Here is a 26,706-nt window from a genome sequence, read left to right on the forward strand (position 1 = left end):
TTTGATTGGCGCATGGACTAAATCAATGCAATGCCACATTTATATGAATGTGGCTACATTGAGGTGTGGAGGATAGGGTGCAATTAGAGAGGTTTATCGATAGAGAGCCTAAGCAGTTTGCATATTTTCATCGTTTGATGGGATATTCAATTCTGTCATTAATTTTAGTGATCTATGCTTTTACCTCACCTAATACAAATTATCAGATCTATGTTCCACCTTTTTTCCTATTCTTGCTTTTTATTAGTTCGAAGTTAGAACATTGGCTTCAGTACCAATTCGATAAAAAAACTCAAAAAAGTGTTTTCTTTGCAATCGATGCAATTGTTGTAGCCGTTACATTGGCTGGTCTGCATCTTAATTTAGTGCCTACATTTATTGCACTTTTTGCCTTGTTTTATTCAGCAATTAATAGTCGTATTTCTTTCGCAGTCATTTGTTTGACGAGTTTGTTAGGCGCGATTATTTTTTATTTAAGTACTTTCTTTTTATTTGGTTTTTATACATATTTTGAGCCTACTAGCCAAGAGTTGACTGTAATTACACTTCTTGGCTTGGTTATGTTTATTACTATCGGAAACTACTACCAGCATCGTTGGGTTAAAAAAATCAGTCAGCAGCGTCAACATTACTATGATCAAATGACCCGCTATATTGCTTTTGCTAATCAGTTAAGCCGTTATGCGCCATTACAGTTATGGCAGTCTATTATGCGCGGTGAAGCTGAAGCAAAGATTGAATATAAGCGTAAAAAAATGACGGTGTTTTTTTCTGATATTCAGGGTTTTACAGAGTTATCAGAAACTTTAATTCCAGATGATTTAGCATTCTTGCTTAATGATTATTTAAGTCATATGACGGAAATCGCTAAACAGTATGAAGCTACAGTTGATAAATTTATGGGTGATGCCATCCTCATATTTTTTGGTGATCCAAATTCACAAGGCGTGGAGCAAGATGCTAAAGCATGTGTAGAGATGGCAATCGCTATGCGTCAGCAAATGAAACTGCTGCGCGAGCGCTGGAAAAAAATGGGTTACTCAGCATTGCATATCCGAATGGGCATTAGTACTGGTTATTGCCACGTAGGAAATTATGGGGCAACCCATCGTATGGCTTATACGATTGTAGGTCGCGATGTAAATTTAGCGGCACGTTTACAGTATGCTGCTGAAATTGATGAAATACTCATTTCTGATGATACTTATCAATTGATCAAAAGTGATTTTCTATGTGCGCCTAAGACCCCAATTTATTTAAAGGGTATTCAAGGGGCAGTAAAAACATGGCAAGTCATGGAAAAATACACAGGAAATAAATCAGATCATCAACAATGGTTTGATTATGAATATAAAGGTTTCCATTTAGTTTTAAATTTAGAAGAAGTACAAAACTACGAATACCCTGAGTTGGTTGAAGTGCTTGAAAAAATGATTCAGCGCATTAAAGTTCAACAAACTTTGGTTAATACTCAAGGTGTTGCTCAGCTTAGACTTGAGGATGAAGTTAAGCCTATAAATATCGATGAAGAACAAGATCAGGTATAAATTATATAAATAAAAAAAGCTGCCTAAGCAGCTTTTTTTATTATTTATTAATGATTTTCCGAAGCGTGGTTAATTGTGTATTTCGGAATCTCAATTTCAAGATCTTCATCTACAACTTTAACCTGACATGAAAGACGTGAGTCAGGCTCCAACCCCCAAGCACGGTCTAGAAGATCGGCTTCAACATCATTCATTTCTTCTAAGCTATCAAAGCCTTTACGAACGATCACATGACAAGTTGTGCATGCGCAAGACATATCACAAGCATGTTCAATTTTGATTCCTTTGTTGAGCAAACTTTGGCAAAGATTTGCATTTTGTTCAACCTCAAATTCTGCTCCTTCTGGGCAAAATTGAGCGTGAGGAAGTACTTTAATACGTGGCATATTGATCACCTATACCTTTTAATTTGATTTTGACCAATCATCGAGCTTCGTGCCTTTTAAGGCATGGTCAATATGTCGATTCATCCGTAGTGCTGCAAAAGCATCACTATGTACTTTAAGTTGTTGAACTGCTTGCTCAATTGCTTGGATATCACTGCCTTCAAGCTGAGCTTTTAGTGATTCCTTAGCAGAGTTGAGTGCTTCAAGCTGCTTTTCATCAAGTAAATCCGCATCTACTTTTAATGCTTGCTCAAGAGCCTCAAGCTCACGTTCTGCTTCAACTTTAGTTTCTTTTAAATGACGAAGATTTTTGTCCTCTTCGGCATGTTGGAAACCTTCAATTAATAAGCGTTCCGTATCTGCCTCAGATAAACCATAAGATGGTTTGATATCGATATGAGCTTGCACGCCAGAAGTTGCTTCACGAGCAGAAACGGTGAGTAAGCCATCTGCATCAACTTGGAAAGTGACTTCAATACGAGCTTGGCCTGCAGTCATTGGTGGAATGCCATGAAGTACAAATCTACCTAATGAACGGCAATGTTCAACTAAATCACGTTCGCCCTGAACTACATGAATTAACATAGCAGTTTGGCCATCTTGATAGGTGGTGAACTCTTGACGACGTGCAACAGGAATCGCTGTATTACGAGATATCAGACGCTCAACGAGTCCTCCCATAGTCTCTAGACCAAGAGAAAGAGGGGTTACATCTAAAAGAAGAGAGCCATCTTGGCTATTACCGATTAACTGGTTGGCTGTAATAGAAGCGCCAATTGCCACCACTTCATCCGGGTTGATCGTGCAAAGAGGTTCTTGGGCAAAAACTTCCCGTACTGCTTTTTGAACAGCATAAGAGCGAGTAGAACCACCTACCAAAACAACATTTTGAATATCGGTTAACTCAAGTTTTGCATCACGCAGTACACGCTTACAAACACTAATCGTTTTATCTAATGCTACTTGAATAATGCTTTCAAATGTAGGGCGATCTAGTGTGAGAGTTGCTTCGAGTAACTTTAATTCAACTGAATCTTGAGTTGATAATTGTTCTTTAGCTTGACGTGCTGCCACAATAAATACGGCATAATCTTCATCGCTTAATACATCGATATTAAGCTGTTTTTTAGCCCATTTTACGATTAGACGGTCTAAGTCATCACCACCTAAAGCAGTGTGACCGCCAGTCGCTAAAACTTCAAATACGCCTTGTGAAAAACGTAAGATAGATACGTCAAAAGTACCGCCACCCAAGTCATAAATTACATAATTACGGTCGGTCGCTAAATTACTTTCTTGATCTAATCCATAAGCTACAGCGGCAGCTGTAGGCTCATTTAATAAACGTAATACATTTAAACCGGCAAGTTGAGCTGCATCGCGAGTTGCTTGACGCTGAGCTTCATCGAAATATGCAGGAACTGTAATTACTGCTCCATTAACAGGATTTTGTAAACTGTCTTCAGCGCGATCTTTTAATTGTTTTAAAATTTCAGCTGAGATTTCTACTGGTGTTTTGCGTCCAGCACGGGTTTCAAAAGCAGGCATTTCATTTTCTGAGCCTACTAATTCATAAGGGTGTTGAAATTTAATATCTGCCTTTGAACGGCCCATAAATCGTTTAACAGAAACAATTGTATTTTTTGGATCTGCAATGATAAACGGTTTAGCTTCTTCACCATAATGAGTTGTATTGTCCCCATAATGAACGATAGAAGGAAGTAATCTTCTATTTTGAACATCATTGAGTACTTTAGGTTTGCCTGATAACACTGTCGCAACTAATGAGTGTGTTGTTCCTAGGTCAATACCAATCGCAATGCGATGTTGGTGTGGGGCACTGGATTGACCCGGTTCAGCAATTTGCAAAAGTGCCATGAGTTAAATCCCTTGAAAATAAAGTAGAGAAAGCAAAATTAAAAATCGTCGTCTAAATCAAAACTGTCTTCATCATCTAACAGTTGATCTTCTGCTTTATCAATATCGTTTAAAACACGTTGAAAGAAACGTAACTTACGTACGGTATCGCGTGCTTCTGCCCAGTCTTCTTCACTGTAATCAATTTTGAATTCACGGACCAAACCATCAATCCATTGTTGTACTTCTAATCTTAAAGTACGTAAATGTTCAGATGATGTCGCTTCATCAAGTTGTTCACGAAGTTCTAAAGCGGATTGTAGAAATTCGAAATCACTAATAGATTGATCAAGATGATGATCTTGCTTTTTAAGAGCTAAAAGATAAGCAGCGCGGCTATCAACTTGAGAAAGCGTTTTAAAAGCTTGATTGATTTCACTTGATTTGATCAATGCTTGATCTTTATCTGCGGCTTTATCTGGATGATATTGTTGTTGCAAACTTAAGAAATTTGATTTCAAGCTTGCCAAATCGATATCGAGTGCCACAGGTAAATTGAACAACTCAAAATGATTCATTAGAAATGAGGTCCACATTAATTAAATACATTAAAACAGTGCTGTTAAAAGGCACTGTTTTAATGAGAAAAAGGAAAGGAGAGGATTAAACAGTGAATGACTCACCACAACCACATTCACCCTTTTTATTAGGATTGTTAAATTCGAACCCTTCATTAAGGCCATTTTTAACATAGTCCATTTCTAAGCCGTCTAAGTAAACTAAGCTTTTAGGATCTACAAAAACCTTAACACCGAATTGTTCGAAAATTTGATCATGTTCATCGATATCATCTACAAATTCGAGAACATAAGCCAACCCAGAACAACCAGAAGTTTTCACACCAACGCGAATGCCTTCACCCTTACCTCGGTTTTTAAGGTAATTGCTAATATGAGTCGCAGCATTTTCAGTTAAATGAATCATGAAAACTCCAACGTTTATAATGGTAACAAATTAAGCTTTTGATTTTTTACTACGATAATCTTCAATCGCAGCTTTAATTGCATCTTCAGCTAATACAGAACAGTGAACTTTTACTGGCGGAAGAGCTAGCTCAGTTGCAATATCAATGTTTTTGATTGCTTGAGCTTCATCAAGAGTCTTGCCTTTTAACCATTCTGTTACAAGTGAACTTGATGCAATTGCAGAACCGCAACCATAAGTCTTGAAACGTGCTTCTTCGATTACACCGTTGTCATTTACTTGAATCTGTAAACGCATTACGTCGCCACATGCAGGTGCACCCACCATACCTGTACCAACATTCTCAGAGTTTTTGTCTAAAACACCAACATTACGTGGATTTTCGTAATGATCAATTACCTTTTCGCTATAAGCCATTTCGCTTCTCCAAACCTCGGGGTCAGCCTAATATTAATATGAGGGTTAAAACACTAATTTCAATAATTAGTGTTCTGCCCATTCAACTGTAGAAAGATCGATACCTTCTTTGTACATATCCCAAAGCGGAGAAAGTTCACGTAATTTCTCAACAGCGGCTTTGGTAATTGTAAGCACGTGGTCAATATCTTCTTCAGTCGTGTATTTACCAAAACTAAAGCGAATTGAGCTGTGTGCTAGCTCATCAGATAAACCTAATGCGCGAAGAACATATGAAGGCTCTAAAGTAGCAGAAGTACAAGCAGAACCACTTGATACAGCAGCGTCTTTAAGCGACATCATTAAAGATTCACCTTCAACAAAGTTGAAGCTGACATTTAAATAGTTAGCAACGTTTTGAGTTGGGTGGCCATTTAAGAACACTTGTTCAAGGTCTTGTAAACCGTTCCAAAGTTTGTCACGAAGTTTACGAATACGTTCTTGTTCTGCATGCATTGTTTTGCCTGCAAGTTCAAAAGCTTCACCCATACCAACAATTTGGTGAGTCGCTAAAGTACCAGAACGCATACCACGTTCATGTCCACCGCCATGAATTTGTGCTTTTAGACGAACACGTGGGCTACGACGTACATATAATGCGCCGATACCTTTTGGACCATAAATTTTATGAGCAGAGAAACTCATTAGGTCAATTTTCATAGTAGATAAGTCGATATCGACTTTACCAGCTGCTTGTGCTGCATCTACATGGAAAAACGTTTTATTTGCACGTGTTAATTCACCGATCGCTGCTACATCTGTAACTGTACCAATTTCATTGTTTACCATCATAAGTGAAACAAGAATAGTATCTGGGCGAAGGGCAGCCTTAACCATCTCAGGAGTAATTAAACCTGTTTGTGGTTCTGGCTCTAAATAAGTGATTTCAAAACCTTGTTCTTCCAATTCACGGCAAGGATCTAGAACAGCTTTATGTTCAATTTTACTTGTAATGATATGTTTGCCTTTAGATGCATAGAATTGAGCAACACCTTTAAGAGCAAGGTTGTCTGATTCAGTTGCACCAGAAGTCCAAACGATTTCACGTGGGTCAGCTTTAATTAAGTTTGCGACTTGCTCACGTGCATATTCAACTTTTTCTTCTGCCTGCCAGCCATAAGCGTGGGAACGAGATGCAGCATTACCAAAGGTACCGTCGAAAGTTAAACACTCCATCATACGTTCTGCAACTTGCGGATCTACTGGAGTGGTTGCTGCGTAATCAAGATAAATTGGACGTTTCATATCAAATACCTGTACCCGATAAAAGAGCTGAATCTGTGCCAGTTACATTTTGGCGTAATGCAACAGTTTGAACGTTGTCTCGGCTAATGAGGTTGGCAAGAGTGATTTTAGCTAAATAGTCGGCAATATGATGAGAGAGTTCTTGCCATAAATCGTGAGTAAGACACATTGCACCATTTTGGCAGTTGCCTTTATGGTCACAACGCGTTGCATCAACGGTTTCATTTACGGCTTCAATGATTTCTAACACAGTAATTTCATCAGCGTTTCGAGCCAAATGGTAACCACCATTTGCACCGCGAACACTAGAAACTAACCCATGACGCTTAAGTTTTGCGAACAACTGCTCTAAATAAGCAACTGAAATAGATTGACGTGCGGCAATTTCGGCGAGCGTGATCGTTTGTTCAGTTGGCTGCAAAGCTAAATCAAGTAGAGCAGTCACTGCGTAGCGACCGCGAGTTGTAAGGCGCATGATTCGATACACATGTTAAGACTAGATAATAGGATTTTATGAATCCCGACTAAAATAGTCAAGTTTTTTTATTTTTAATTCAAGTGCAGGATCAAATTAGAAAAAATAAGTTAAGCTACCCACAAATTATATATGAAATAAACAATAAATATTAGGCTAATTATACCAAAGCACAAGTTAATGTTCCGTTGGCGCTGTTGTAAACGTGCAATTCGGTTTTGATACTGTTTAATTTCGACATGCAACGAATTTATTTCTGAGCGTTGTTGGTCGATTTTTTCAAGTAATGGAGCAATTTTTTTGCGAGAGGCTAGGGCTTCGGCTTCATCATCTGGTGCGTTGAACCACTGTTTCCAGTCTGCTAGAAGCTTAGGTAAAGTGAGATGCGAAATTAAATCGATAAGTTCTTTTTTAGTCTCTGCATCCCCATCAATTCGCATGTTATTCAGGCTACGTTGATTTGAAAAAACAAAAATTTTGATAAGGTCAACGAGAGTACTATTAATTTCTAAATCAATCCGACGGTCATATGAGTGAATATCAAATAGCAATCCTTTTTCCGTAAACTGCACATAGAAGTCGAAAAATGGCAAATAGCTATTAATACGGATTGTTATTTTATTGGCGATAAACTTTTTCGCTTGCAAGCGAAGAACACCATCGTGGGTGAGAATAAATGAGAAAAAAGTTTCTAAAATAATTAGAACAATATTCAGCAACAGACGTGGATGTTTTTGTCTTTGTTGCGTTTCACTCATAAAAGTTTATCCTTAAATATTAGAGATTAATTGAGAGAATGAGACATCCTATCTCAAACTTAACACAATGTCCTGTTAAATATATTTACATGACATGATTGTTTTGTAGAACAGTTTCATAAATGTATCAAGTCTTGACTTTGTTATTATAAGAATATTTTGTGGTTAAATAACACTTCGTCTCTCTCATCCGATCAGGAGCTTAGATCAATGGATAATGCAAACATAGAAACACAAGCAGAAGAGCAAGGAGAAAAAAATAAATCAAAATCAAAAAGTTCTAGAAAATCTGCATTAGATTTTAGAAAGTATACTAAACAAATCTGGTTGGCAGGTTTGGGTGCTTTTTCTCGTGCCGAAGAAGAAGGGAATAAACTATTTGACTCATTAGTCAAAGTAGGGGAAGAGTTAGAATCTAAAACAGGTGATTTAGCAGATACAACTGTTGGTAAAGTAACCGAAAAAGCAAAAGAGTCGGTTTCTGATACAAAAGACAAGGTCGAGAAAATTTTAGATACGAGTGTAAACCACTCTTTAAATAGAATAGGCTTGGTCACTCCGAAGGATTTACAGCACATTGAACAACTCCTAGTTCAACTGCATATAAAGGTAGATGCTTTAATTGAAGAAAATCAGAAATTGAAGGCAAAATTGAATGAAAAGTAAAAAAATGTAGGGATTTAGCAAATATATAACAGTTTTTTAGCATTTATTTTTGCTAAAAGCTCTGCTCTAGTATTGCGTTTTCCCCCAAAGCATTGCTATAAAGGCGTCATGGCCTTTTAAACTATAGCCTTGGACCTTAAACAAACGATATTAAGAGGATGTTTTATTCATGAATAAATCAGAATTAATCGATGCAATTGCTGAAAAAGGGGGAGTATCTAAGACTGATGCAGGCAAGGCACTCGATGCGACAATTGCGTCAATTACTGAAGCACTTAAAAAAGGTGACACAGTAACTTTAGTTGGTTTTGGTACTTTCAGTGTTAAAGAACGTGCTGCACGTACTGGTCGTAACCCTAAAACTGGTGAAGAGCTTCAAATTAAAGCAACAAAAGTACCTAGCTTTAAAGCTGGTAAAGGTCTTAAAGATTCAGTTGCTTAATCTTTTAAGATGATTAAACGCGCCAATATAGGCGCGTTTTTTATTAAAAATCTGAATTGACCAATATTGCTCATTCATTCATTGTGGTTTTTCAGTTAAAATTCTCCTCGAAATAAAATATTGGAATACTTATGGAATCGTTTCGTACAGTCATTAAGGGTTGGCTCGGCAAAGTCCTTTTAGTTTTGTTTTTGACCCCTTTAGCGCTTGTAGGTATTGAAGGATATTTTAATAGGGGAAACAAGGCAGATGTCGCAAAAACTGTAAATGGACAGGACATATCAAAAAAAGACCTTGAAACTTTAACGCAAAGGTATAAAGAACAATATTTAGCTGCTGTAAAGGGTGATGAAAGTTTACTTAATTTACCGGTAATTCAAGCCAAAGCTCTTGATATATTGGTATCCCGTAATTTGCTCATTCAACAAGCTGAAAAATTAGGTATTTCTTTAAGCGATGCTCAAATCGAGCAAATGTTAGCTCAGCAGCCAAGTTTGCAAGAAAATGGCCAGTTTTCACAAAAATTATATGAAAATTATTTGCGTTCGATTGGTATGACAAGCGAAGGCTTAATCGCTAGCTTACGTCAAGATCACGCTTTAAAAATGTTGACTTCAACTTTTGCAGATTATTCTTTAGTGAGTAAAGTTGATTTAATGCAAATTGCGAATTTGCAAACTGAACAGCGTACATTGCATTTGGCTAGTATTAAGTTAGACCCTTATAAAGCTGGTTTAACTGCATCGAACCAAGAGGCTACTGATTACTACAACAAACATCAGAATGAGTTTAAACAGCCTGCTTCTGTTGATGTAGATTATGTTGTTTTATCTCCGTCTTTAATGGCTAAGCCAGCTCCAGCCACAGATGCCGAGCTTAAACAAGCTTATGCAAAGTTCGTAGAAACTCAGCAAAAAGATGCTAAACGCATAGTGAAACATATCCTTATTACGACAGACGCTCGTGATGATGCGGCAGCTCAAAAACTTGCTAAAGATGTATATGCAAAAATTCAGGGTGGACTTTCATTTGCTCAAGCAGCAGCTCAGTTCTCTGAAGATCCAACTTCTAAAACGAAAGGTGGATTAGTTGAAGCATATGCACCTGGTGTTTTCTCTGATGCATTTGATAAAACTGTTTTAAGCTTGAAAAATGGTCAAATTTCTCAGCCAGTAAAAACACAATATGGCTATCATATTATTGAAGCGGAGACTCAGGCGAACCAAATTCCTTCATTTGAAGCTGAGAAACCACGTTTAATTGCAGAAGTTGAAAAGAATAAAGTTGCATCTGTTTATTCAGATACCGTAAATAGTTTGAATGAAACGATTGTTGGTAATGATTCTTTAGATGCTGTTGTACAGCAGGTTAAAGGTACAAAAATCGAATCATTAAATGGTGTAACTTTAGCTACTCAAAATCCATATTTAAGTGATCCTAACGTAAAAATTAAATTGTTTAATGATGATGTGAAAAATGGCGATCGTAATGCTTCATCTAATATTCAATTAGCGAACGGAGATACTGTTTGGGTTAAAGTACGTGACTATCATGCGGCTGGTGTTAAACCACTTGCCCAAGCAATGAATGAAGTAAAAGCTAAAGTAATTGATGAGAAAGCACGTAAAGCAGCTCAAGCGAAAATCGCTACAATGCTGACAGAATTCAAAACTCAGCCAGCTGAACAAGTTGTCGCGAGAAATAAAGTTGCTTTTGAATCAGCGGGTGTATTTACTCGTTCACAAGGTTTAAAACGTGCAATTGAGCGTGCAGCATTTAGTGTTCCTGCGCCAAAACCAGGTATGTGGTCTGTAACTACCGCGAACTTACCAAATGAGTTAGTGGTGGTGGCTGTTTCTAATGTAAATTCAGCTGCTGTTAATGCTATGCCTGCTGATCAATTGCAACAATTAAAACAGCTTTACCGCCAATCTCGTGGTCAACAGATACTTGAAGATTACAGCGAATACTTAAAGTCACATGCTAAAATCAAATAAAATCTATGTAATAAACAAAGCGCTTCGGCGCTTTTTTTATTATTCATCGAGATTAGTACCAATATAATTTTGTCTATATTGTTTAGGTGATAAATCAAATACTCTTTTAAATGCCTGACTAAATGCGGTTTCGGAAGAATAGCCCACTTTATTTGAAATTTGTTGTATTGATAAATTACTTGTGCGTAGATATTGGCTAGCTAAGCGGAAGCGATAATGCTGTAAATAAGTAAGAGGTGGTTCACCAATAATACTATTAAAAAGATTGGCAAACTTAGATCGTGACATGCAGCATTGTTCAGCTAATGATTCAACAGTCCAGCTTATTTCAGGTTGACTATGAATTGCGGATAAAGCATTACTTAATTCAGGATGTGTGAGGGCACCTAACCAATTTTGTTGATCTGACATTTGTTGAATATGATCACGAATACATTCAATTAAAAGAATACTGACTAAGTGATCAATAATTTTGTCATGACCTGGTTGGATTTTTTGTGTTTCGACCGCTAAAAAGTAGAGACCTATTTGCAACCATTCAGGAGGAGTGGCTTGGTTCTCATGTTGAATATGCATAATAGAGGGTAATGCATTAATAAGTGGCCCTGCCATATAAGTATCGACTTGACAGCGCAAGCAGAGTAATAGGGTATTTTCAGATGTTGATGAGCCTAACTCAATTGGATCGTGGCGATGTCCATTAAATAATGGGGTAATATCGACTGGATCTACAAGTTTACTCGCAGTAGCTTTTGAGTCTGTAGCATGATGCGCTTTTCCAGAAGGAATTAAAATAATATCTCCAGCTCTTGCTGTTATTTTCTCTGACACATTTAATTGGATATATACAGAACCCGTTAAAACGATATAAGCCAGTAAAGCAGATTGATCTTGTGTTTTAAAAGCCCATTCACCTTGTGCTTTTATATAAATATATTCAGACTTATTTAAGTGGATATCATCAAAAAATTTACTTAGTGCATCCATGTTTACGTGATCAATCATTATTTTAATAAAATTATAGTGAGCTATAAGAATAGATCAACATGTGTTTTTAGGACAAAAAAGTGGAAGAAAATGCCAAAGACTTTGAAATAGGTTTTTTGGACGGTTACAACTGTTAAGAAAATAGTATTTCTTTAACTATATAGATATATAGAAAAAGGAAATATGACTATGAATGCACCAGTAAATGTTCAGCAAGAACTTATGCCAGTGCCAGCGTCTATGCGTGAGATAGATCGTAAGCGCTATTTATGGATGATTAGTCCGGCTCTACCTGTAATTGGTTTAGGTATTTTAGCTGGATACCATTTTGGTCCACGCCCATTAAAGAAAGTATTTGCTTTAGGTGGCCCACTTTTATTACACGTTGTGATTCCTGCAATTGATACAATTATTGGTAAAGATGCGCGTAATCCAACCGATGAAGAAATTAAACTTCTTGAGAAAGATCCATATTATTCGCGTTTGGTAAAAAGTTTTATTCCATTACAGTATGCGGCAAATATTTATGCATGTTATTTAACAAGCCGTAAAGATACTTCATTTATTGACAAAATTTTGCTTGGTATTTCCATGGGTGCCATTAATGGTATTGCGATTAATACAGCCCATGAATTAAGTCATAAACATGATCGTATAGACCATATTTTATCTCATCTTGCTTTAGTGCCTACAGGTTACAACCATTTCCGTATTGAGCATCCATATGGCCATCATAAGCGTGCAGCTACTCCTGAAGATCCGGCATCTTCACGTATGGGTGAAACATTCTATGAATTTTGGCCACGTACAGTTGTTGGTTCTTTTAAATCAGCAATTGAAATTGAGAAAAATCGTTTAAAACGTAAAGGTAAAGAGTTTTGGTCACTCGATAATGAATTGCTGCAAGGCTGGGGTATGAGTGCTGCTTTCCATGCTTCTATGGTAGGAATTTTTGGTAAAGGTACGATTCCTTATTTAGCAACACAAGCATTTTACGGGATTAGTCTATTCGAAATTATTAACTATATTGAACATTATGGCTTATTGCGTCAGAAAAAAGAAAATGGTCAATATGAACGTACAATGCCAGAGCATAGCTGGAATAATAACAATGTAGTGACCAACTTATTCTTATATCAGTTACAGCGTCACTCAGATCATCATGCTTATCCAACTCGTCCATTCCAAGCGTTACGTCATTTTGATGAAGCACCAGAGTTGCCAAGTGGCTATGCAAGTATGCTGCTACCAGCCATGATTCCTTCATGGTGGTTTAAAATGATGGATAAGCGTGTATTTGATCACTACAAAGGGGATTTAAATAAAGCAAATATTTCACCAAAACGTCGTGCAAAAATCTTCAAAAAATTTGGTGTAGTCGATAAGTCCTTAGAAGCTACACAGGCTGAATAATTAAAAAATATATTCCTGAAATACCGAACCCTCTAATCATGTGATTAGAGGGTTTTATTTTTGCCGATAAATCATGGTGCTAAAAAGCAAGGAAGTTAAAAAACTCCCTCGCAATATTTCTATTTTAGTTCACTTGAAGATTTTCCAAGCTCACGTCGAGCAATAATAAGTTGCTGGATTTGTTGAGTACCTTCAAAAATATCAAGAATTTTTGAATCACGTGCCCACTTCTCAAGTAGTTCATCTTCGTTATAGCCAACACTTGCTGCTAACTCGACACACTTCAAAGTGATTTCATTGCCTACACGACCTGCTTTTGCTTTAGCGATGGAAGCTTCTTTTGAGTTTGGTTTTTTGTTGTCTGCCATCCAGGTGGCTTTCAGCATAAGTAACCGTGCAGCTTCCCATTCGGCTTCCATTCGGTAAATTTGTGCAGCAAGGTTGGAAGTTTGCAAATATGGAGTCGAGTAATTAGGGTCTAACTGGTCTTTAAAAATTTCTTTAATACGCTCTAAAGAAGCCTTGGCACAGCCAATTGCCATTGCTGCGACTAATGGACGTGTATTATCAAAGGTTTCCATTACACCGGCAAAACCTTTTGCAACATCAATTTCAGGGTTACCGAGCAAGTTTTCAGCCGGAACACGACAGTCAGTAAAACTAATAACGGCTGTATCAGAAGCTTTGATACCTAACTTATGTTCAAGTCGTTCAACCTTCATTCCGGGTGTACCCTTAGGCACTACGAATGACTTGATTGCTGCACGTCCAAGTTTTCGGTCAAGTGTAGCCCATACAACTACCGAGTCCGCACGTTCACCAGAAGTTACGAAAATCTTTTCACCATTTAAAATATAGTCATTGCCATCTTTAGTTGCCGTAGTACGGATCGCAGCAGAGTCAGAACCACAGCCTGGTTCAGTAATCGCCATAGCTGCCCAAGTACCTTTAAAACGTTCTAGTTGCTCATCATTTGCGACCGCGGCAATTGCAGAGTTTCCTAAACCTTGACGTGGCATGCTCAGTAATAGTCCAGTATCGCCATAACACATTTCAATGATGCCTAACGCTGTTGACATGTTGGTTCCATTACGGACTCCTTCATTATCAGTTTCACCACGTTTTCCTGCACCGGCAGCACCTGCATTAATTCCTTCACCACCTTCATTCATGCCATCAATGAGTGAAGCAAGCATATCCAGTTCTTTCGGATAAGCATGTTCTGCTTTATCGTATTTACGGGAAATAGGGCGTAATACATTGATCGCCACATCATGTGCCTGATCAATCATCATTTTGAATTTTTTTGGATTTTGTAAATTCATGAAAATATCCTCTGATTGATCTTAAGCATGTAGGCCAGAATGTAAAATTGCGGTTGCGCGTAAATCACGATACCAACGTTCAACAGGGTGTTCTTTTGTAAACCCATGACCACCTAAAATTTGTACGCCATCTGTTCCTATTTTCATGGATTTTTCTGCGCAAAGAAGACGAGCTAAATATGCTTCACGATGGAAAGGTTTACCTGCTTCGGCAAGACTTGCGGCATTTAGAATTAGCATGCGCATAGCATCAATTTCAATTGCCATATCTGCAATCATGAATGCGACACTTTGACGATGCGAAATTGGTTCTCCGAAAGCAGTTCGCTCATTGGCATATTTAATACAGTAGGCTTTTACTGCTTCACAGGTTCCTACAGCCATTGCACACCACATTAAGTTGCCTAAATCTAAAAAGGCGGTGTAATCAAAATCTGTTGTACCTAGTCGTAGAGCGGGTGTATGGCTGAATTTTAAAGTAGCTGTCTCTGTTGCTTTGAGACCCATTGCTGGAGTGTTCTTAATGGAAATAGTGTCACCCACTTGCACTACAAATACATCTGGTTTGCCATTAAAGTCAGCACTCACTAAGAACACATCAGCCAGATCACCTAAAATGACTAAGGTTTTTTCACCATCTATAAAATATTGATCATTTTCAAGAGAGGCTTTTGTTTTTAAAACATAAGGGTTGAATGCTGGAGTTGCTTCTTGTACTGCAAATGTTGCGGTAATGTCTGAGTCTTCAGCAAAGCAAGGCAGATACATTGACTGAACTTCAGTAGAGCCCCACCGTGTAATGGCATTAATAACACTAAACGTACTTAAGAGCCCTGCTGTAAGACTAAAATCACCTTCAGCTAGTTTCTCAGCAATCAATAAGTTACTTACAATATTTTGTTCAGCGGCGACACCACCTAGTGCTTCTGGAAGAGCGTAATAGTTTAATCCTAAATCTTCTACATATTGCCAAAGGCTTTCTGGAAATTGAGCTGTCTGATCAGCATCATGAGCTAATCCCAATAAAACTTCTTGAGCAAATTGAGACATTGCCTCTGAAGTCATCTGTTGTTCTTCAGTTAGGCTTAAATCAAATAGGTTTTTCTTCTGTTGAGGCAGACGTTGTTGGGGAATTTGCTTAGGTTTAAATGCTTTCTGAGTCTGACTTAATGCTCTAAAACCAGCTTTTGAACCTTGGTAAAGAGACCTTTCAAGAAATTTACGTAGTTTGAGTTGATCAAGTACATCGCTTCCAGCTAGTTTTGTGATCAGCGATAAACCCAACCCTTGGGCTTTATTGATCATATTTGTCATGATTATGGTGTCCTAACACATTGTTATTGTTTTATGCTGACACGCTGTATAAGAAAAAACTATGTCGTTGCTGACATTCAAAAAATGAGTAGATAAATGGTAAAAGCAAAAAAGGTTTTATTCTATATTTTTGATTTTATAAAATAAAATAAGTTTTTAAAAAGAACTATTTTGTTTGGATTGACTAGAATGACACGGAATCATTCTAGTCTTAATAATATTAAGCAAAGTTACGAATCATACGTCGTACATTTGTTTTGGCATCAATAACAGTCATAAATGTATATGCGCCAATAAACTTACGGCTAATAAACATAAATTCTTTTGGAGGAACCGAGAAATATCGAGACGCCATTGATTTGCTTGCTTGCTGCATAACACGACTATGTAACTGGCTTTTTTTCCAGTCATAACGTTCATGTTCATCCATCAGGCCTGCTGGCATATCTGGATTATTTGCAGGGGTACTGAATGCTTCTGTCGCAAGTAAAAATACATCGGCCATGCCTGGTTTAATACTTTCAGGCATTGCATCGAAAAACTCATATCCAGTCATTGCTTGGACCATCGCATGTTTATCATGCTGATAACCCGCTTGTATTAGATTACGCGCAACTGAGAGTAAATGTTCATTGAACTGACGGATCGCACCAAAGTCTAATAGTACAATTTTATCCTGAATATCTTGGCCATTACCTAAACGAACAAGGTAGTTACCAAAGTTAGGGTCAGTTTGCATTTCGCCCCATTCAAAAATCTCACGAACTGCAATCTCTAGTGAAGCTTCACCGAGCTGATTGCGGCGTTCTTGAGGAAGGGAAAGCATGACTGGACTATTGATAGGTACGCCACGTTCAAAGGTCATACATAAGACTTGATCGGTACAGTATTCATCTACAATTGTAGGGACGATATAGCGCTCATCATCTTTTAAACGCTCAGCAAAGCGACGTGTTGTGGCTGCCTCTACGTGATAATTGACTTCACGATGCATCATTTCACGTACTTCATCGAACCACTGATCAAACTCACGAGTTTGAGGAACCATACGTGTAAGCTTAAGCATGTTTTTAAACAGGCTCATATCGGAGTCAATTGCATTCGCAACACCAGGGTATTGAATTTTTAAAACTAACTCTAAACCGTCTGACTTACGTGTTGCGCGATGAACTTGTGCCAGAGAGGCCGTACCAATAGGCTCATGATCAATTGTTAGATCATTTAACTTAGAACCTAATTGTTCTTGTAAATGAGGTTTAATTGCTGGCCAGTCTAAAGCAACAGTTTGGTTATTTAAGGTATTTAAAGCTTGAGTAATTTCTTCAGGTAAAAAATGTTCACCATAAAGCGCCATCATTTGGCCAATCTTGACAATAGAACCTTTTAGTTTGCCAATTTCAGAAACAAGATAATTAGCTTGCTCGCTCATTGCCTTTTTACGCTTCTTCTCTTTTTCTTCTTCACTAGAAAAGAGGGAAGAGGCACTTGCAGTAGCCCAACGTGTTCCTGCCAGTAAAGAAGCTTTCGCGATTGATAAGCGTCGATCCATGGAAGAAGTTTTTAAACTCTTAAGCTTATCGTTCTGATTTGACATGAAAATAGAATCCTATGCGCATCATGCAGCCAAACGCTGGTGATCTAAAATTGTAACGAATATTACATGTTTTGAACGTATTAAAATAGTTCCCTCAGACTGAATGGTGAGTTGAAAGTCTCATTTTAGATTTTAATTTTCTAAAAATAGCCTAAGCGTTAGAGAGAAAATTAAAATATCCACCACTCAGAAAAATAAACCACTATAAAACGTCGTATCAGATGCTAACCGTAAAATTACATTTTAAACTGAATTTTCAATTCAGCCTTTTGCATTAAATGCATACGATTAGCTTGAATATGTTGAATAACCATTTGCTTGACGGAATCATGCATAAAACCAAGCGCATGAGCCTTTACAATAACGATGCTAGGCAGTGTATAGAAAAAGTACTTAACATCATCAAAAGTCGCATTATTAAAAATGCCTTGTTCGATTAAGGTCTGCTGTAAAAATTGCTTTTCATTTAATACATGATCTGAAGACTCATCCCAAAAACGGTGACGCATTGCCATCAGATTATTGTGTTTGTAACTCATAAATTCGCCAGTTCAGACTTTAAATCTCAACTAAATATATTGGAGTCATCTACTCAATATCAAGTTTAGATTGTTTTTTGTTCGGTGTAGGTTTGATTTTTCATGTAAATGATGTAAATAGCCTAAGCAAATTTTAAACTTTTCTTAAAATAAATATAATCAATATCATTTCATTAAAATTTAAACTCCTATGACTCCTGCATGTAGACTGTTAAAAAGTAACAAAATCGAATTTTCTATCCATGAATATGAACATGACGCAAATGCTAAAAGTTTTGGCTTAGAAGCTGCTGAAAAATTAAACCTTAATGTAAATGAGGTGTTTAAAACACTTCTGGTTACCGATGAGAAAAATTATTTTGTTGCGGTTATACCAGTTAACCATCAACTCAATTTAAAAAAAGTAGCTACGGCAGTGGGGTGTAAAAAACTACAGATGGCAAATCCTAAAGATGCCGAACGTTTAACAGGGTACTTAGTGGGCGGAATTAGTCCTTTAGGCCAAAAGAAACGTTTGAAGACAGTAATTGATGCCTCTGCACAAGAGCTCAGCAAAATTTATGTAAGTGGTGGTAAGAGAGGGTTAGATATTGGTGTAAATCCTAAAGATTTAGCACAAATATTAACGGCGCAATTTGTAGACGTACTTGATTAATTAAAAGTAGGGTATTATTAAGTTGACATCTTAAATGAAAATGATTATCATTATTAAGTATTGTTTGGTTCTACCAGAAAATAACAAGAATTATAGAAGTTTCTGGTATAGGTAGACCTGCAAGACATAATAAAACAATGCAGGTTTATTTAGCAGTAAATGGACCTAAGAAAAATAAACATGATCAGCGCATAAAAAGAAGAAGCAAAAGTAGTAAGCGAGGAAGGCTTGCTACTTTTGTGTTTAAACTCAGTTTCACAATTATCTATATTGTTCAACCTTTTTGAGTGTTTAACTCTTCTCAGTAACAGATTGCTTATATTTTTGATTAAAAAATAACCACTAATGTTTCATTTATTATCATCCTACCTTTTTTAGCAATTTTTTGTATACCCTGAATAAAACATGATCAAAAAAGAGGTAAAAACGTGCTTATTTTTCATGGAAAACCTGTTCATGGAGCTATCTTCGATATGGATGGGACAATGTTTGATACTGAACGGTTGCGGTTTCAAACATTGCAACAGGCATCTCAAGAACTCATTGGGCAGGAGTTTTCACACGAATATTTAATGCAATGTTTGGGGTTAAGTGCGACTACAGCGGAAAAGCTTGCACAACGTTTATACGGAGTAGATGTTCCATATAAGGAAATTCGAAAACGTGCCGATGAGATGGAACTAGAACATATTCGAAAACACGGCGTGCCTATTAAAAAAGGTTTGGTTCAAGTTCTAGAGCGTTTAAGAAAATCTGGTTTAAGAATGGCTGTGGCTACTTCAAGCCGCAGAGCAATTGCCGAAGAATATTTAATTAATGCAAATGTTTATAAATTTTTTGATGTCATTACTTGTGGGGATGAAGTAGAACAAGGGAAGCCACATCCAGAAATCTTTTTAAAAGCGGCTAGTCAACTTCATTTAGACGCTAACCAGTGTCTTATGTTTGAAGATTCGGAAAATGGTTTAACTTCAGCACATACATCGAAAGGTTTAACGATTTTATTAAAAGATATTAAAGAACCAAATGATGAAATGCTGGAAAAAGCGCATTTTTATTATGACCAGATGTATGACTTTTTAACCGACCTTGACCAATTTATTTCCGTTATGGATATGCCAGAGATACAGGAACCTTTTCCGCAAAGTCTGAATCAGCTTACTGTTGGAATACATGGTTTCGGTGCTATTGGCGGTGGTTATATAGCGCAGATCTTGTCGCATTGGGATGGATATACGAAACCAAAACGTATAATTGCGTCAACACGAAATAGTCTTTTCCGCGAAGCTGTAAATGCGTTTGGAACCTATAGTATTCGCTATGGGCAATTTTCTTATGATGAACGTATTGAGAATATGACCATTGTTGATTCTGACAATGAACAACAAATGTTAGAGATGTATACTCATTCAAGTTTGATTGCATTATGTTTGCCTGAGCAAGCGATCAAATCTGAATCAAAGATAATTGCAAAAGGGTTATATGCGCGTTTTAATTCGCAACTTGAAACATGTATAGAACCTTTAACCTTTCTAATTATTTTAAATAAGGTTGGTGCGAAATATTTGGTTATGAAGCATCTTAAAGAAGCTCTATTAGAGTTAACCAACGATGAAGATGTAACCGAGCATATTTTAAAAGAGCATTACTTTTGCGACACCGTAGTTAATCGCATGGTTTCAAAACTTTCTAATCAGAATTTATATCGTCAACTTCGTATTAAGCATAATTTTCTTGAACAGCATTTAGAAGATGTGGAGCAAGAAGACCAAATTGAAATTGAAGACTGTAATAAACTAACTCCAGATCAACTAAATCAGGCTTCTATCTATGTTGATAACATGCGCCGTAATTTCCAGCCGGGACATATCTTACAAAGCATGGATTTAATCTTGTTCCATAGTGAAACTGATATGCCAATCTATGTAGAGAAAGGCAGTCCTTTACTTGAAAAGTTGCGTCAGGTGGTATTGGTTGACCAAATTACTGACATTCAACTCATTAAAAATCGTTTATGGAATGGTGTACATGCGATGCTTGCTTGGTATGCATCTTTAATGGGTTATGAATCTATTGGTGTTGCCATGGGTGATCATTTAGTTAAAGCATTTGCAGAGAACTTAATTGCAGAAGTGAAGCAGGGACTTGCTATTGTATTACCTAACTATGCAAAAGATTTGGATCGAATGTCACAAAGTTTTCTAGACTCATGTGAATATGCATTTAAAGATCCTTGTCAACGCGTAGCTAGAGATCCACTACGCAAACTCAATCATAATGAACGTGTCATGGCATCAATTGCTGTGAATATTCGTCATGATTTGCCTTATAAGAACTTATTAAAAGGTGCTGCTTTAGGTTATGCCTATGCGATTCAATTTTTAGAAATTGAAGAGACTAAAGCTGTTGAACATCTGCAGCAACAAATTCAGAACCTAGACTTGAGTACAGCTCAAAGAAGACAGTTTGAAGCTGAATTGGTTCAACTTATCCAATATTTGTTTTCTGAACAAGGTAAACAACCTTTGGACATTAAGCTGAACAATACCAAAACTACATCAACTCAATATGTTTGAGCTTGCTTATTGAATTAACCTCAACAATTGAAAGGCAAACATGTTTTAATACAAAACTTGAATGATTTTGAATTAAAACTGTGCTGTTAAAACCCTCCACACTCATGGTGCCAACACCTATACGGGATTATCCCGAATGGCACCTTGGGCGTCAAAATTACACATTGTGGTATCTAGAAATTAATGATCAGAAATTAGTTCATTATCTAGATCAATTGCGTGCGTATTTTTCAGAATTTCTAGTAGAACCTAATCACCGTCAATATCATGTCACGCTGTTTATATGTGGATTCTTGACCCATGAAAATAAAGTTCATGGTGATGACTTTTGTTTTAGTGACTTTGTGCAGCAAAGGGAAATTTTAAGAAAAGAAGATATTGCACCATTTCAATTAAAAATTGGATCAGTTGATAGTTTTAGTAGTGCTTTATTTGTAGAAGTCCAAGACACCGAAAAGATCTTATCTCACATACGGCAAAAATTAGGCACAGTTTCTAATGAAATTGCCGCTTTAGATTATTGCCCGCACATTACATTGGGTTTGTATAAGAAAGACTATAGTAGTAATTTGATTTTACAAAAAATTTCTCAATTACCTGTACAATACACACAGGCTGAATTTGATCTTAAAGTTGAGCATTTAAGCTTTGGCTATTATCAAGCTCAAATTTTACAAGGTCAGCTGTATCCGTATCAGCATTTGTTTTTAGGTGATTCATGTTGCAATTGATTTTAGGTGGTGCCCGTTCTGGCAAAAGCCGATTGGCTGAACAAACGGCCATATCTATGCAATTAGCTGTCACTTATGTGGCTACGGCGCAAGCGCTTGATCCAGAAATGCAAAGCCGAATCGTCCATCATCAAAATCAGCGTCCTGCTCACTGGTCTTTGGTTGAAGAACCATTATTTTTAGCAAAAACTCTGCAAGAAATTGATCGACCTAACCAAATTATTCTGGTGGATTGTTTAACACTTTGGCTAACCAATTTGTTACTTTTAGAAGATCAAAACATTCAACAATTTGAGTGTGAGCAGCTGTTAAAAGTTTTACCCACACTCGAGTCAGAAATTATTTTAGTAAGTAATGAAACGGGGTTAGGCGTTGTGCCACTTGGTGAAATTAGCCGCCGTTTTGTCGATGAAGCAGGCAGACTACATCAAGCTCTAGGGCAAATTGCAAATAAGGTTGTGTTTTGTGTGGCTGGTTTTCCAATGATTTTAAAAGGTGAGAAATAAAAATGAACTGGTGGTTACAATCTGTGCAGCAACCTAATTTAGATACAAAACAACAAGCTGAGCAACATCAACTCCAACTTACCAAACCTACAGGTGCCTTAGGCGATCTAGAGCAAATTGCAATCACACTTGCCAGTTTACAGTCAAATGCTCACCCACAAGTTAGCCACCCATGGATCGCAATTTTTGCTGGTGATCATGGCGTAGTTGAAGAAAATATCTCTGCATATCCTCAAGCTGTTACTCGTCAAATGTTGCAAAACTTCACAACTGGCGGTGCGGCAATTAGTGTCATTGCTAAATATCATCAAGCTCATTTGCAAGTGATTGACTGCGGTACAGCAGGCGAAGCATACGAATATGCAGGTGTTGAACGTCAGTGTATTCGTGCCGGCACAGCAAATTTTGCTAAACAAGCTGCAATGAATGCTGACGAGTGTCGTGCTGCCTTAGAGTTAGGGAAAAAAAGTGTAGATACTGCTAAAGCGAATGGAGCAGATATTTATATTGCGGGTGAAATGGGGATTGGAAATACCTGTTCTGCCTCTGCTTTAGCATGCCTTTTATTAAATGATACTGCCGAGCAATTGACTGGAGTAGGTACAGGAATTGGTGCTGATCAGTTAAGACATAAAATTGAAGTAATTGAAAAAGCAATTGAACTTCATCATAAACATGTCATTGGTGATGTCTTCAAAACACTATGTGCTGTAGGTGGTTTGGAAATTGCGGCAATTGTCGGTGCTTACATTCGCTGTGCGCAGGTGGGTTTACCTGTGATTGTAGACGGTTTTATTAGTTCTGTAGCCGCTTTATGTGCTGTGCGGATGAATCTTCAAGTGCGTGACTGGATGCTTTTTGGTCATCAATCGGCTGAATATGGACACCGCCGTATTTTACAAGAACTCAATGCTGACCCAATTTTAAAAATGAATTTGCGTTTAGGTGAAGGTAGTGGTGCTGGCGCTGCTTTGGCATTGGTTAAAATGGCTTGCGCTTTACATAACCAAATGGCTACCTTCACTCAAGCGGCTGTAAGCGGAAATAAAATTGGCTAAATTTAGGATTGATTTGCTTAGACATGGCGAAAGCCAGTATAGCCATACTTTACGTGGCCATTTAGATGATGAGTTAACGGCAAAAGGTTGGCAGCAAATGCAGTCAACTATTGAGCAAGTCACAAACCAGACATGGGATGTCATTGTAAGTTCTTCATTAAAACGTTGTGCTTGTTTTGCCGAGCAACTGGCCAAAACAGCAGAACTCCCTTTACTTGTAAATCATGACTTAAAAGAAATGTATTTTGGTGAATGGGAAGGCGTCTCAACTCAGCAAATTTATGAAAATTCACCCGAATTACTGGCAAACTTTTGGCAAAAACCAAGTCAATATTGTCCACCTCGCGCAGAAACATTAAACCAGTTTCAAACAAGGGTTCTTAAAGGTTTTCAGGATTTGCTGGGGTATATGCAAAAGCAAAACTTACAGCATGCTTTAGTTGTTACTCATGGCGGTGTGATTAAGCTATTGGCTTGTTTAGCCAGACAACAGCCTCTAGATGACTTACTTAAAATGCCAGCAGAGCTTGGAAAATTATATTCACTCGAATTTTCTGAAACAGATGGTCAAGTAACTTTTAAGTTAAGATAGTAGTTTTATATTTTTATACACTTGTAAGTTATTATTTTTAAAATGTTATTTTAGCCTGTGTAATAGAACTGTCATTGCTAGTATCTAAGCTATTGGCATTTCTTATTAACCATACATCTGGCTTATGAATATTTTATTTAAAACAACTGTGCTTGCAGCATCATTATTACTCGCGGCTTGTAATAACAATGATGATCAAGAAGCTCAAACTGCACCATCTACAAACCCATCAAAATATTATCAAACGAAAACGCCTTACCAACCTCAACAAAACTTAAAAAGCTATGAACAAGCGCCGACTGGGTTCCAGCCAGTTTTTACAGAGTTAGTGGCACGTCACGGTTCGAGAGGTTTATCAAGTCTGAAATATGATTTAGCACTTTATAATTTATGGAAACAGGCGAAAGCTGAAAATGCCTTAACGGCACTAGGTGAGCAATTAGGTGCTGATTTAGAAGCAATGATGAAAGCGAATATTTTGTTAGGTTATGGTGTTGAAGGGATCCGTCAGTACGGTTATGGAAATGAAACCATGACTGGTATTTTAGAACACCGCGGTATTGCTGATCGATTATTACAGCGCTTACCAACTCTTTTAAATGCGCAGGCGTCTATATTGGTACAAAGTTCTGGAGTAGACCGTGCGGTAGATAGTGCTAAATTTTTCACTGCTGAACTCATTAAAAAACAACCCCAACTGAAAGATAAAATTGTTCCATTGTCTTATACCAATTTATCGAGTGAAAGCGTGCCAAGTGTTGAAGATGGTGGCGTTGATCGTTTTAAACTTTATTTTCATAGTTTGAATGCAGACGAAGACTTAGCTCAACCACTGAGTGATAGCCAACAAAAAATTTATGATGCAAGCCAGGCTTATCAAGATTTTGAAGAAAATAATAAAGATTTAGCTCAAAAGTTAGATGAGTTAACAAAAAATACTCAGGCTGAAAAAACTGCCCAACTGGTACTCAGCCCAATTTTTAAAGCTGACTTCATTAAAAAGCTCGGTACCACTGGTTATAGCTTTAGCAATACCGGATCATTTACAGTAACTTCGCCGAAAGGTGAGCAAATTACAGAAAAAGGTAAGGGGAAAAATACAATTGCCAGCGCAGTTGATGCAGCGGCTTATATTTATGAACTCTATTCAATTTCTGGTGGTATGAAAGATGAGTTAAAAGGTATTGATTTTGATAAATATATGCCTTTGGAAGCCGCAAAATTTTATGCTGAATTTAATGATGCCAATGATTTCTACGAAAAAGGTCCAAGCTTTACAGAATCAAATCAAGTCACCAGTGAAATCGCCCAAGGACTTAAACAGGATCTGTTCCAACAAGTTGATGCTGTGGTGAATAAAGCCCAGCCTTATAAAGCAGTTTTACGTTTTGCCCATGCTGAAATTATTATTCCTTTAGCAACCAGCCTAGATTTGCATAATATGATGCAGCCGTTACCACTACGCCAGACTTATAATTACTCGACAAGTGCATGGCGTGGTGAAGTAGTTTCACCTATGGCGGCAAATGTACAGTGGGATATTTACCAAAATAGCCAAGGCAATACTTTGGTAAAAATGCTTTATAACGAAAAAGAAACTTTATTTAAACCTACATGTAATTATGCACGTTATACACCAACCAGTTTTTACTATGACTACATGAAATTGAAACAGTGCTATCAAATGCAATAGATTTTCAGTTTTTGAAGTCTTTAATGGGAATAGGGATTGCTATTCCCATTTTTATTTCTTCATAATTCAATTTGTTTTTAAATATAGACCAGTTAGAGACTTGGATATGACACCTTTTTGGATAGCATTGCAATTTTTAACTGTTCTGCCTATTGAGCTAAAAACAATACCAACGGCGCAACAAAATAGTCGAGCTATTCTGTTTTATCCTCTAGTCGGTCTGATTATTGGGGGCATACTTTTTCTTGTTACCTGTATTTTTGTTAAATTACCCGCTCTTTTACTTGCGGCAATCGTACTCGCTTTATGGATCTGGCTAACGGGTGGATTGCATTTAGATGGGCTAGCAGATACTGCCGATGCGTGGGTAGGTGGTTTTGGAGATAAACTACATACTTTACAAATCATGAAGGATCCAAGTTGTGGTCCAATTGGAGTCCTCAGCTTAGTTATCATATGTTTGCTCAAATTTGCACTAGTTTATGTGTTGATTGAACAGCATCAATCTTTATTTTTAATATGCATTCCTATCCTTGGGCGTGTGGTGCCATCTATTTTGTTTTTAACTACACCATATGTCCGCGAAAGAGGCTTAGGCCGTTCTTTGACAGACCATTTACCCAAAACTGCTTCATGGATAATAACTGGGTTCGTTCTGTTGTTACCTTTGTATTGGGAGTGGCAAGGGCTTATTGCCATCATTAGTTTTTTAATCAGTCTTGTTTATTTAAGACATGTGTTTATAAAAAGGATTGGCGGTATTACAGGGGATACCGTCGGTGCAGCGATTGAAATAGGAGAAACTGTACTGATGTTTACTTTTGTCGTAAGTTATTTTTATTTAGTTTGATGTTAAATTCCACCTCAATAAAATAAAAAAAGCCCTCAAAAAATGAGGGCTTAATTTTCA

General features: G+C 37.3%; 26 protein-coding genes. 13 read left to right on the forward strand and 13 right to left on the reverse strand.

Annotated features, from left to right (window positions below):
- The first annotated feature begins 77 nt into the window (after positions 1-77).
- Positions 78-1,547, forward strand: a complete 1,470-nt coding sequence (locus R5R67_RS05920) for an adenylate/guanylate cyclase domain-containing protein (protein ID WP_318754781.1) — start codon at positions 78-80, stop codon at positions 1,545-1,547.
- Between the two features lie 47 nt (positions 1,548-1,594).
- On the opposite strand, the gene fdx is transcribed toward R5R67_RS05920, so the two are convergent.
- The 8 genes from fdx to R5R67_RS05960 all read right to left on the reverse strand — a co-directional run bounded on the left by fdx (position 1,595) and on the right by R5R67_RS05960 (position 7,708).
- Positions 1,595-1,933: an ISC system 2Fe-2S type ferredoxin gene (gene fdx, locus R5R67_RS05925; RefSeq protein ID WP_001137383.1), complete on the reverse strand. Its 339-nt coding sequence runs from the start codon at positions 1,931-1,933 to the stop codon at positions 1,595-1,597.
- A gap of 18 nt (positions 1,934-1,951) precedes the next feature.
- Positions 1,952-3,811: a Fe-S protein assembly chaperone HscA gene (gene hscA, locus R5R67_RS05930; protein WP_001196574.1), complete on the reverse strand. Its 1,860-nt coding sequence runs from the start codon at positions 3,809-3,811 to the stop codon at positions 1,952-1,954.
- 38 nt (positions 3,812-3,849) lie between these two features.
- Positions 3,850-4,368 (reverse strand): Fe-S protein assembly co-chaperone HscB, encoded by a 519-nt coding sequence (gene hscB, locus R5R67_RS05935; RefSeq protein WP_001015254.1) that lies wholly within the window; start codon positions 4,366-4,368, stop codon positions 3,850-3,852.
- Between the two features lie 85 nt (positions 4,369-4,453).
- A complete protein-coding gene (gene iscA / locus R5R67_RS05940) occupies positions 4,454-4,774 on the reverse strand; it encodes an iron-sulfur cluster assembly protein IscA (protein WP_000581597.1) in 321 nt (106 codons plus the stop codon).
- Positions 4,775-4,804: 30 nt separating this feature from the next.
- The gene (iscU, locus tag R5R67_RS05945; RefSeq protein ID WP_000331712.1) at positions 4,805-5,191 is read right to left on the reverse strand and encodes a Fe-S cluster assembly scaffold IscU; all 387 of its coding nucleotides are present in this window, start codon (positions 5,189-5,191) and stop codon (positions 4,805-4,807) included.
- A 66-nt stretch (positions 5,192-5,257) separates the two neighbouring features.
- Positions 5,258-6,475 (reverse strand): IscS subfamily cysteine desulfurase, encoded by a 1,218-nt coding sequence (locus tag R5R67_RS05950; protein WP_000828390.1) that lies wholly within the window; start codon positions 6,473-6,475, stop codon positions 5,258-5,260.
- 1 nt (position 6,476) lies between these two features.
- Positions 6,477-6,950, reverse strand: coding sequence for an Rrf2 family transcriptional regulator (locus R5R67_RS05955; protein WP_001241480.1), 474 nt, complete (start codon positions 6,948-6,950; stop codon positions 6,477-6,479).
- 110 nt (positions 6,951-7,060) lie between these two features.
- The gene (locus R5R67_RS05960) at positions 7,061-7,708 is read right to left on the reverse strand and encodes a hypothetical protein (RefSeq protein ID WP_000005343.1); all 648 of its coding nucleotides are present in this window, start codon (positions 7,706-7,708) and stop codon (positions 7,061-7,063) included.
- A 210-nt stretch (positions 7,709-7,918) separates the two neighbouring features.
- Between R5R67_RS05960 and R5R67_RS05965 the strand changes: the two genes are divergently transcribed.
- From R5R67_RS05965 to R5R67_RS05975, 3 genes are all read left to right on the forward strand, one after another.
- Positions 7,919-8,374: a phasin family protein gene (locus R5R67_RS05965; RefSeq protein ID WP_000368000.1), complete on the forward strand. Its 456-nt coding sequence runs from the start codon at positions 7,919-7,921 to the stop codon at positions 8,372-8,374.
- A gap of 169 nt (positions 8,375-8,543) precedes the next feature.
- Positions 8,544-8,816: an HU family DNA-binding protein gene (locus tag R5R67_RS05970; RefSeq protein WP_001043034.1), complete on the forward strand. Its 273-nt coding sequence runs from the start codon at positions 8,544-8,546 to the stop codon at positions 8,814-8,816.
- A gap of 131 nt (positions 8,817-8,947) precedes the next feature.
- Positions 8,948-10,813, forward strand: a complete 1,866-nt coding sequence (locus R5R67_RS05975) for a SurA N-terminal domain-containing protein (RefSeq protein ID WP_000443423.1) — start codon at positions 8,948-8,950, stop codon at positions 10,811-10,813.
- Positions 10,814-10,852: 39 nt separating this feature from the next.
- Here the strand turns inward: R5R67_RS05975 and R5R67_RS05980 are convergent, their stop codons facing one another.
- Complete coding sequence (locus R5R67_RS05980; RefSeq protein WP_000339569.1) at positions 10,853-11,800, reverse strand: AraC family transcriptional regulator; 948 nt, start codon at positions 11,798-11,800, stop codon at positions 10,853-10,855.
- 189 nt (positions 11,801-11,989) lie between these two features.
- Between R5R67_RS05980 and R5R67_RS05985 the strand changes: the two genes are divergently transcribed.
- The gene (locus R5R67_RS05985; protein WP_000993550.1) at positions 11,990-13,213 is read left to right on the forward strand and encodes an alkane 1-monooxygenase; all 1,224 of its coding nucleotides are present in this window, start codon (positions 11,990-11,992) and stop codon (positions 13,211-13,213) included.
- A gap of 119 nt (positions 13,214-13,332) precedes the next feature.
- On the opposite strand, the gene R5R67_RS05990 is transcribed toward R5R67_RS05985, so the two are convergent.
- From R5R67_RS05990 to R5R67_RS06005, 4 genes are all read right to left on the reverse strand, one after another.
- The gene (locus R5R67_RS05990; protein WP_001053243.1) at positions 13,333-14,538 is read right to left on the reverse strand and encodes an acyl-CoA dehydrogenase family protein; all 1,206 of its coding nucleotides are present in this window, start codon (positions 14,536-14,538) and stop codon (positions 13,333-13,335) included.
- A 21-nt stretch (positions 14,539-14,559) separates the two neighbouring features.
- Complete coding sequence (locus tag R5R67_RS05995) at positions 14,560-15,843, reverse strand: acyl-CoA dehydrogenase family protein (RefSeq protein WP_171061219.1); 1,284 nt, start codon at positions 15,841-15,843, stop codon at positions 14,560-14,562.
- Between the two features lie 229 nt (positions 15,844-16,072).
- Entirely contained in the window at positions 16,073-17,446 is a 1,374-nt protein-coding gene (locus R5R67_RS06000; protein WP_000070801.1) for an ABC1 kinase family protein, read from the reverse strand.
- A 236-nt stretch (positions 17,447-17,682) separates the two neighbouring features.
- Positions 17,683-17,985 carry a hypothetical protein gene (locus R5R67_RS06005; RefSeq protein ID WP_000120631.1) on the reverse strand — a complete coding sequence of 101 codons (303 nt, stop codon included), beginning with the start codon at positions 17,983-17,985 and terminating at the stop codon, positions 17,683-17,685.
- A 190-nt stretch (positions 17,986-18,175) separates the two neighbouring features.
- On the opposite strand from R5R67_RS06005, the gene ybaK reads away from it, so the two are divergent.
- From ybaK to R5R67_RS06045, 8 genes are all read left to right on the forward strand, one after another.
- A complete protein-coding gene (gene ybaK / locus R5R67_RS06010) occupies positions 18,176-18,640 on the forward strand; it encodes a Cys-tRNA(Pro) deacylase (RefSeq protein ID WP_000186520.1) in 465 nt (154 codons plus the stop codon).
- A gap of 428 nt (positions 18,641-19,068) precedes the next feature.
- Entirely contained in the window at positions 19,069-21,216 is a 2,148-nt protein-coding gene (mtlD, locus tag R5R67_RS06015) for a bifunctional mannitol-1-phosphate dehydrogenase/phosphatase (protein WP_031950217.1), read from the forward strand.
- Positions 21,217-21,320: 104 nt separating this feature from the next.
- Positions 21,321-21,947, forward strand: a complete 627-nt coding sequence (locus R5R67_RS06020) for a 2'-5' RNA ligase family protein (RefSeq protein ID WP_009518679.1) — start codon at positions 21,321-21,323, stop codon at positions 21,945-21,947.
- Positions 21,935-22,453 carry a bifunctional adenosylcobinamide kinase/adenosylcobinamide-phosphate guanylyltransferase gene (cobU, locus tag R5R67_RS06025; protein ID WP_000939710.1) on the forward strand — a complete coding sequence of 173 codons (519 nt, stop codon included), beginning with the start codon at positions 21,935-21,937 and terminating at the stop codon, positions 22,451-22,453. Before R5R67_RS06020 ends, cobU begins: the two co-directional genes overlap by 13 nt.
- A gap of 2 nt (positions 22,454-22,455) precedes the next feature.
- Positions 22,456-23,511, forward strand: a complete 1,056-nt coding sequence (gene cobT, locus R5R67_RS06030) for a nicotinate-nucleotide--dimethylbenzimidazole phosphoribosyltransferase (RefSeq protein WP_001104732.1) — start codon at positions 22,456-22,458, stop codon at positions 23,509-23,511.
- Positions 23,504-24,103, forward strand: a complete 600-nt coding sequence (locus tag R5R67_RS06035) for a histidine phosphatase family protein (RefSeq protein WP_001051579.1) — start codon at positions 23,504-23,506, stop codon at positions 24,101-24,103. The genes cobT and R5R67_RS06035 overlap by 8 nt, the downstream gene beginning before the upstream one ends.
- A gap of 124 nt (positions 24,104-24,227) precedes the next feature.
- On the forward strand, positions 24,228-25,796 hold the full coding sequence (locus R5R67_RS06040; protein ID WP_001023045.1) for a histidine-type phosphatase: 1,569 nt from the start codon (positions 24,228-24,230) through the stop codon (positions 25,794-25,796).
- Between the two features lie 106 nt (positions 25,797-25,902).
- Entirely contained in the window at positions 25,903-26,646 is a 744-nt protein-coding gene (locus R5R67_RS06045; RefSeq protein WP_000187513.1) for an adenosylcobinamide-GDP ribazoletransferase, read from the forward strand.
- The last annotated feature ends 60 nt before the right edge of the window (positions 26,647-26,706 follow it).

Origin of the sequence: Acinetobacter sp. OYA S30 (genome assembly GCF_033599315.1) — a bacterium.
GTDB lineage: Bacteria > Pseudomonadota > Gammaproteobacteria > Pseudomonadales > Moraxellaceae > Acinetobacter > Acinetobacter baumannii.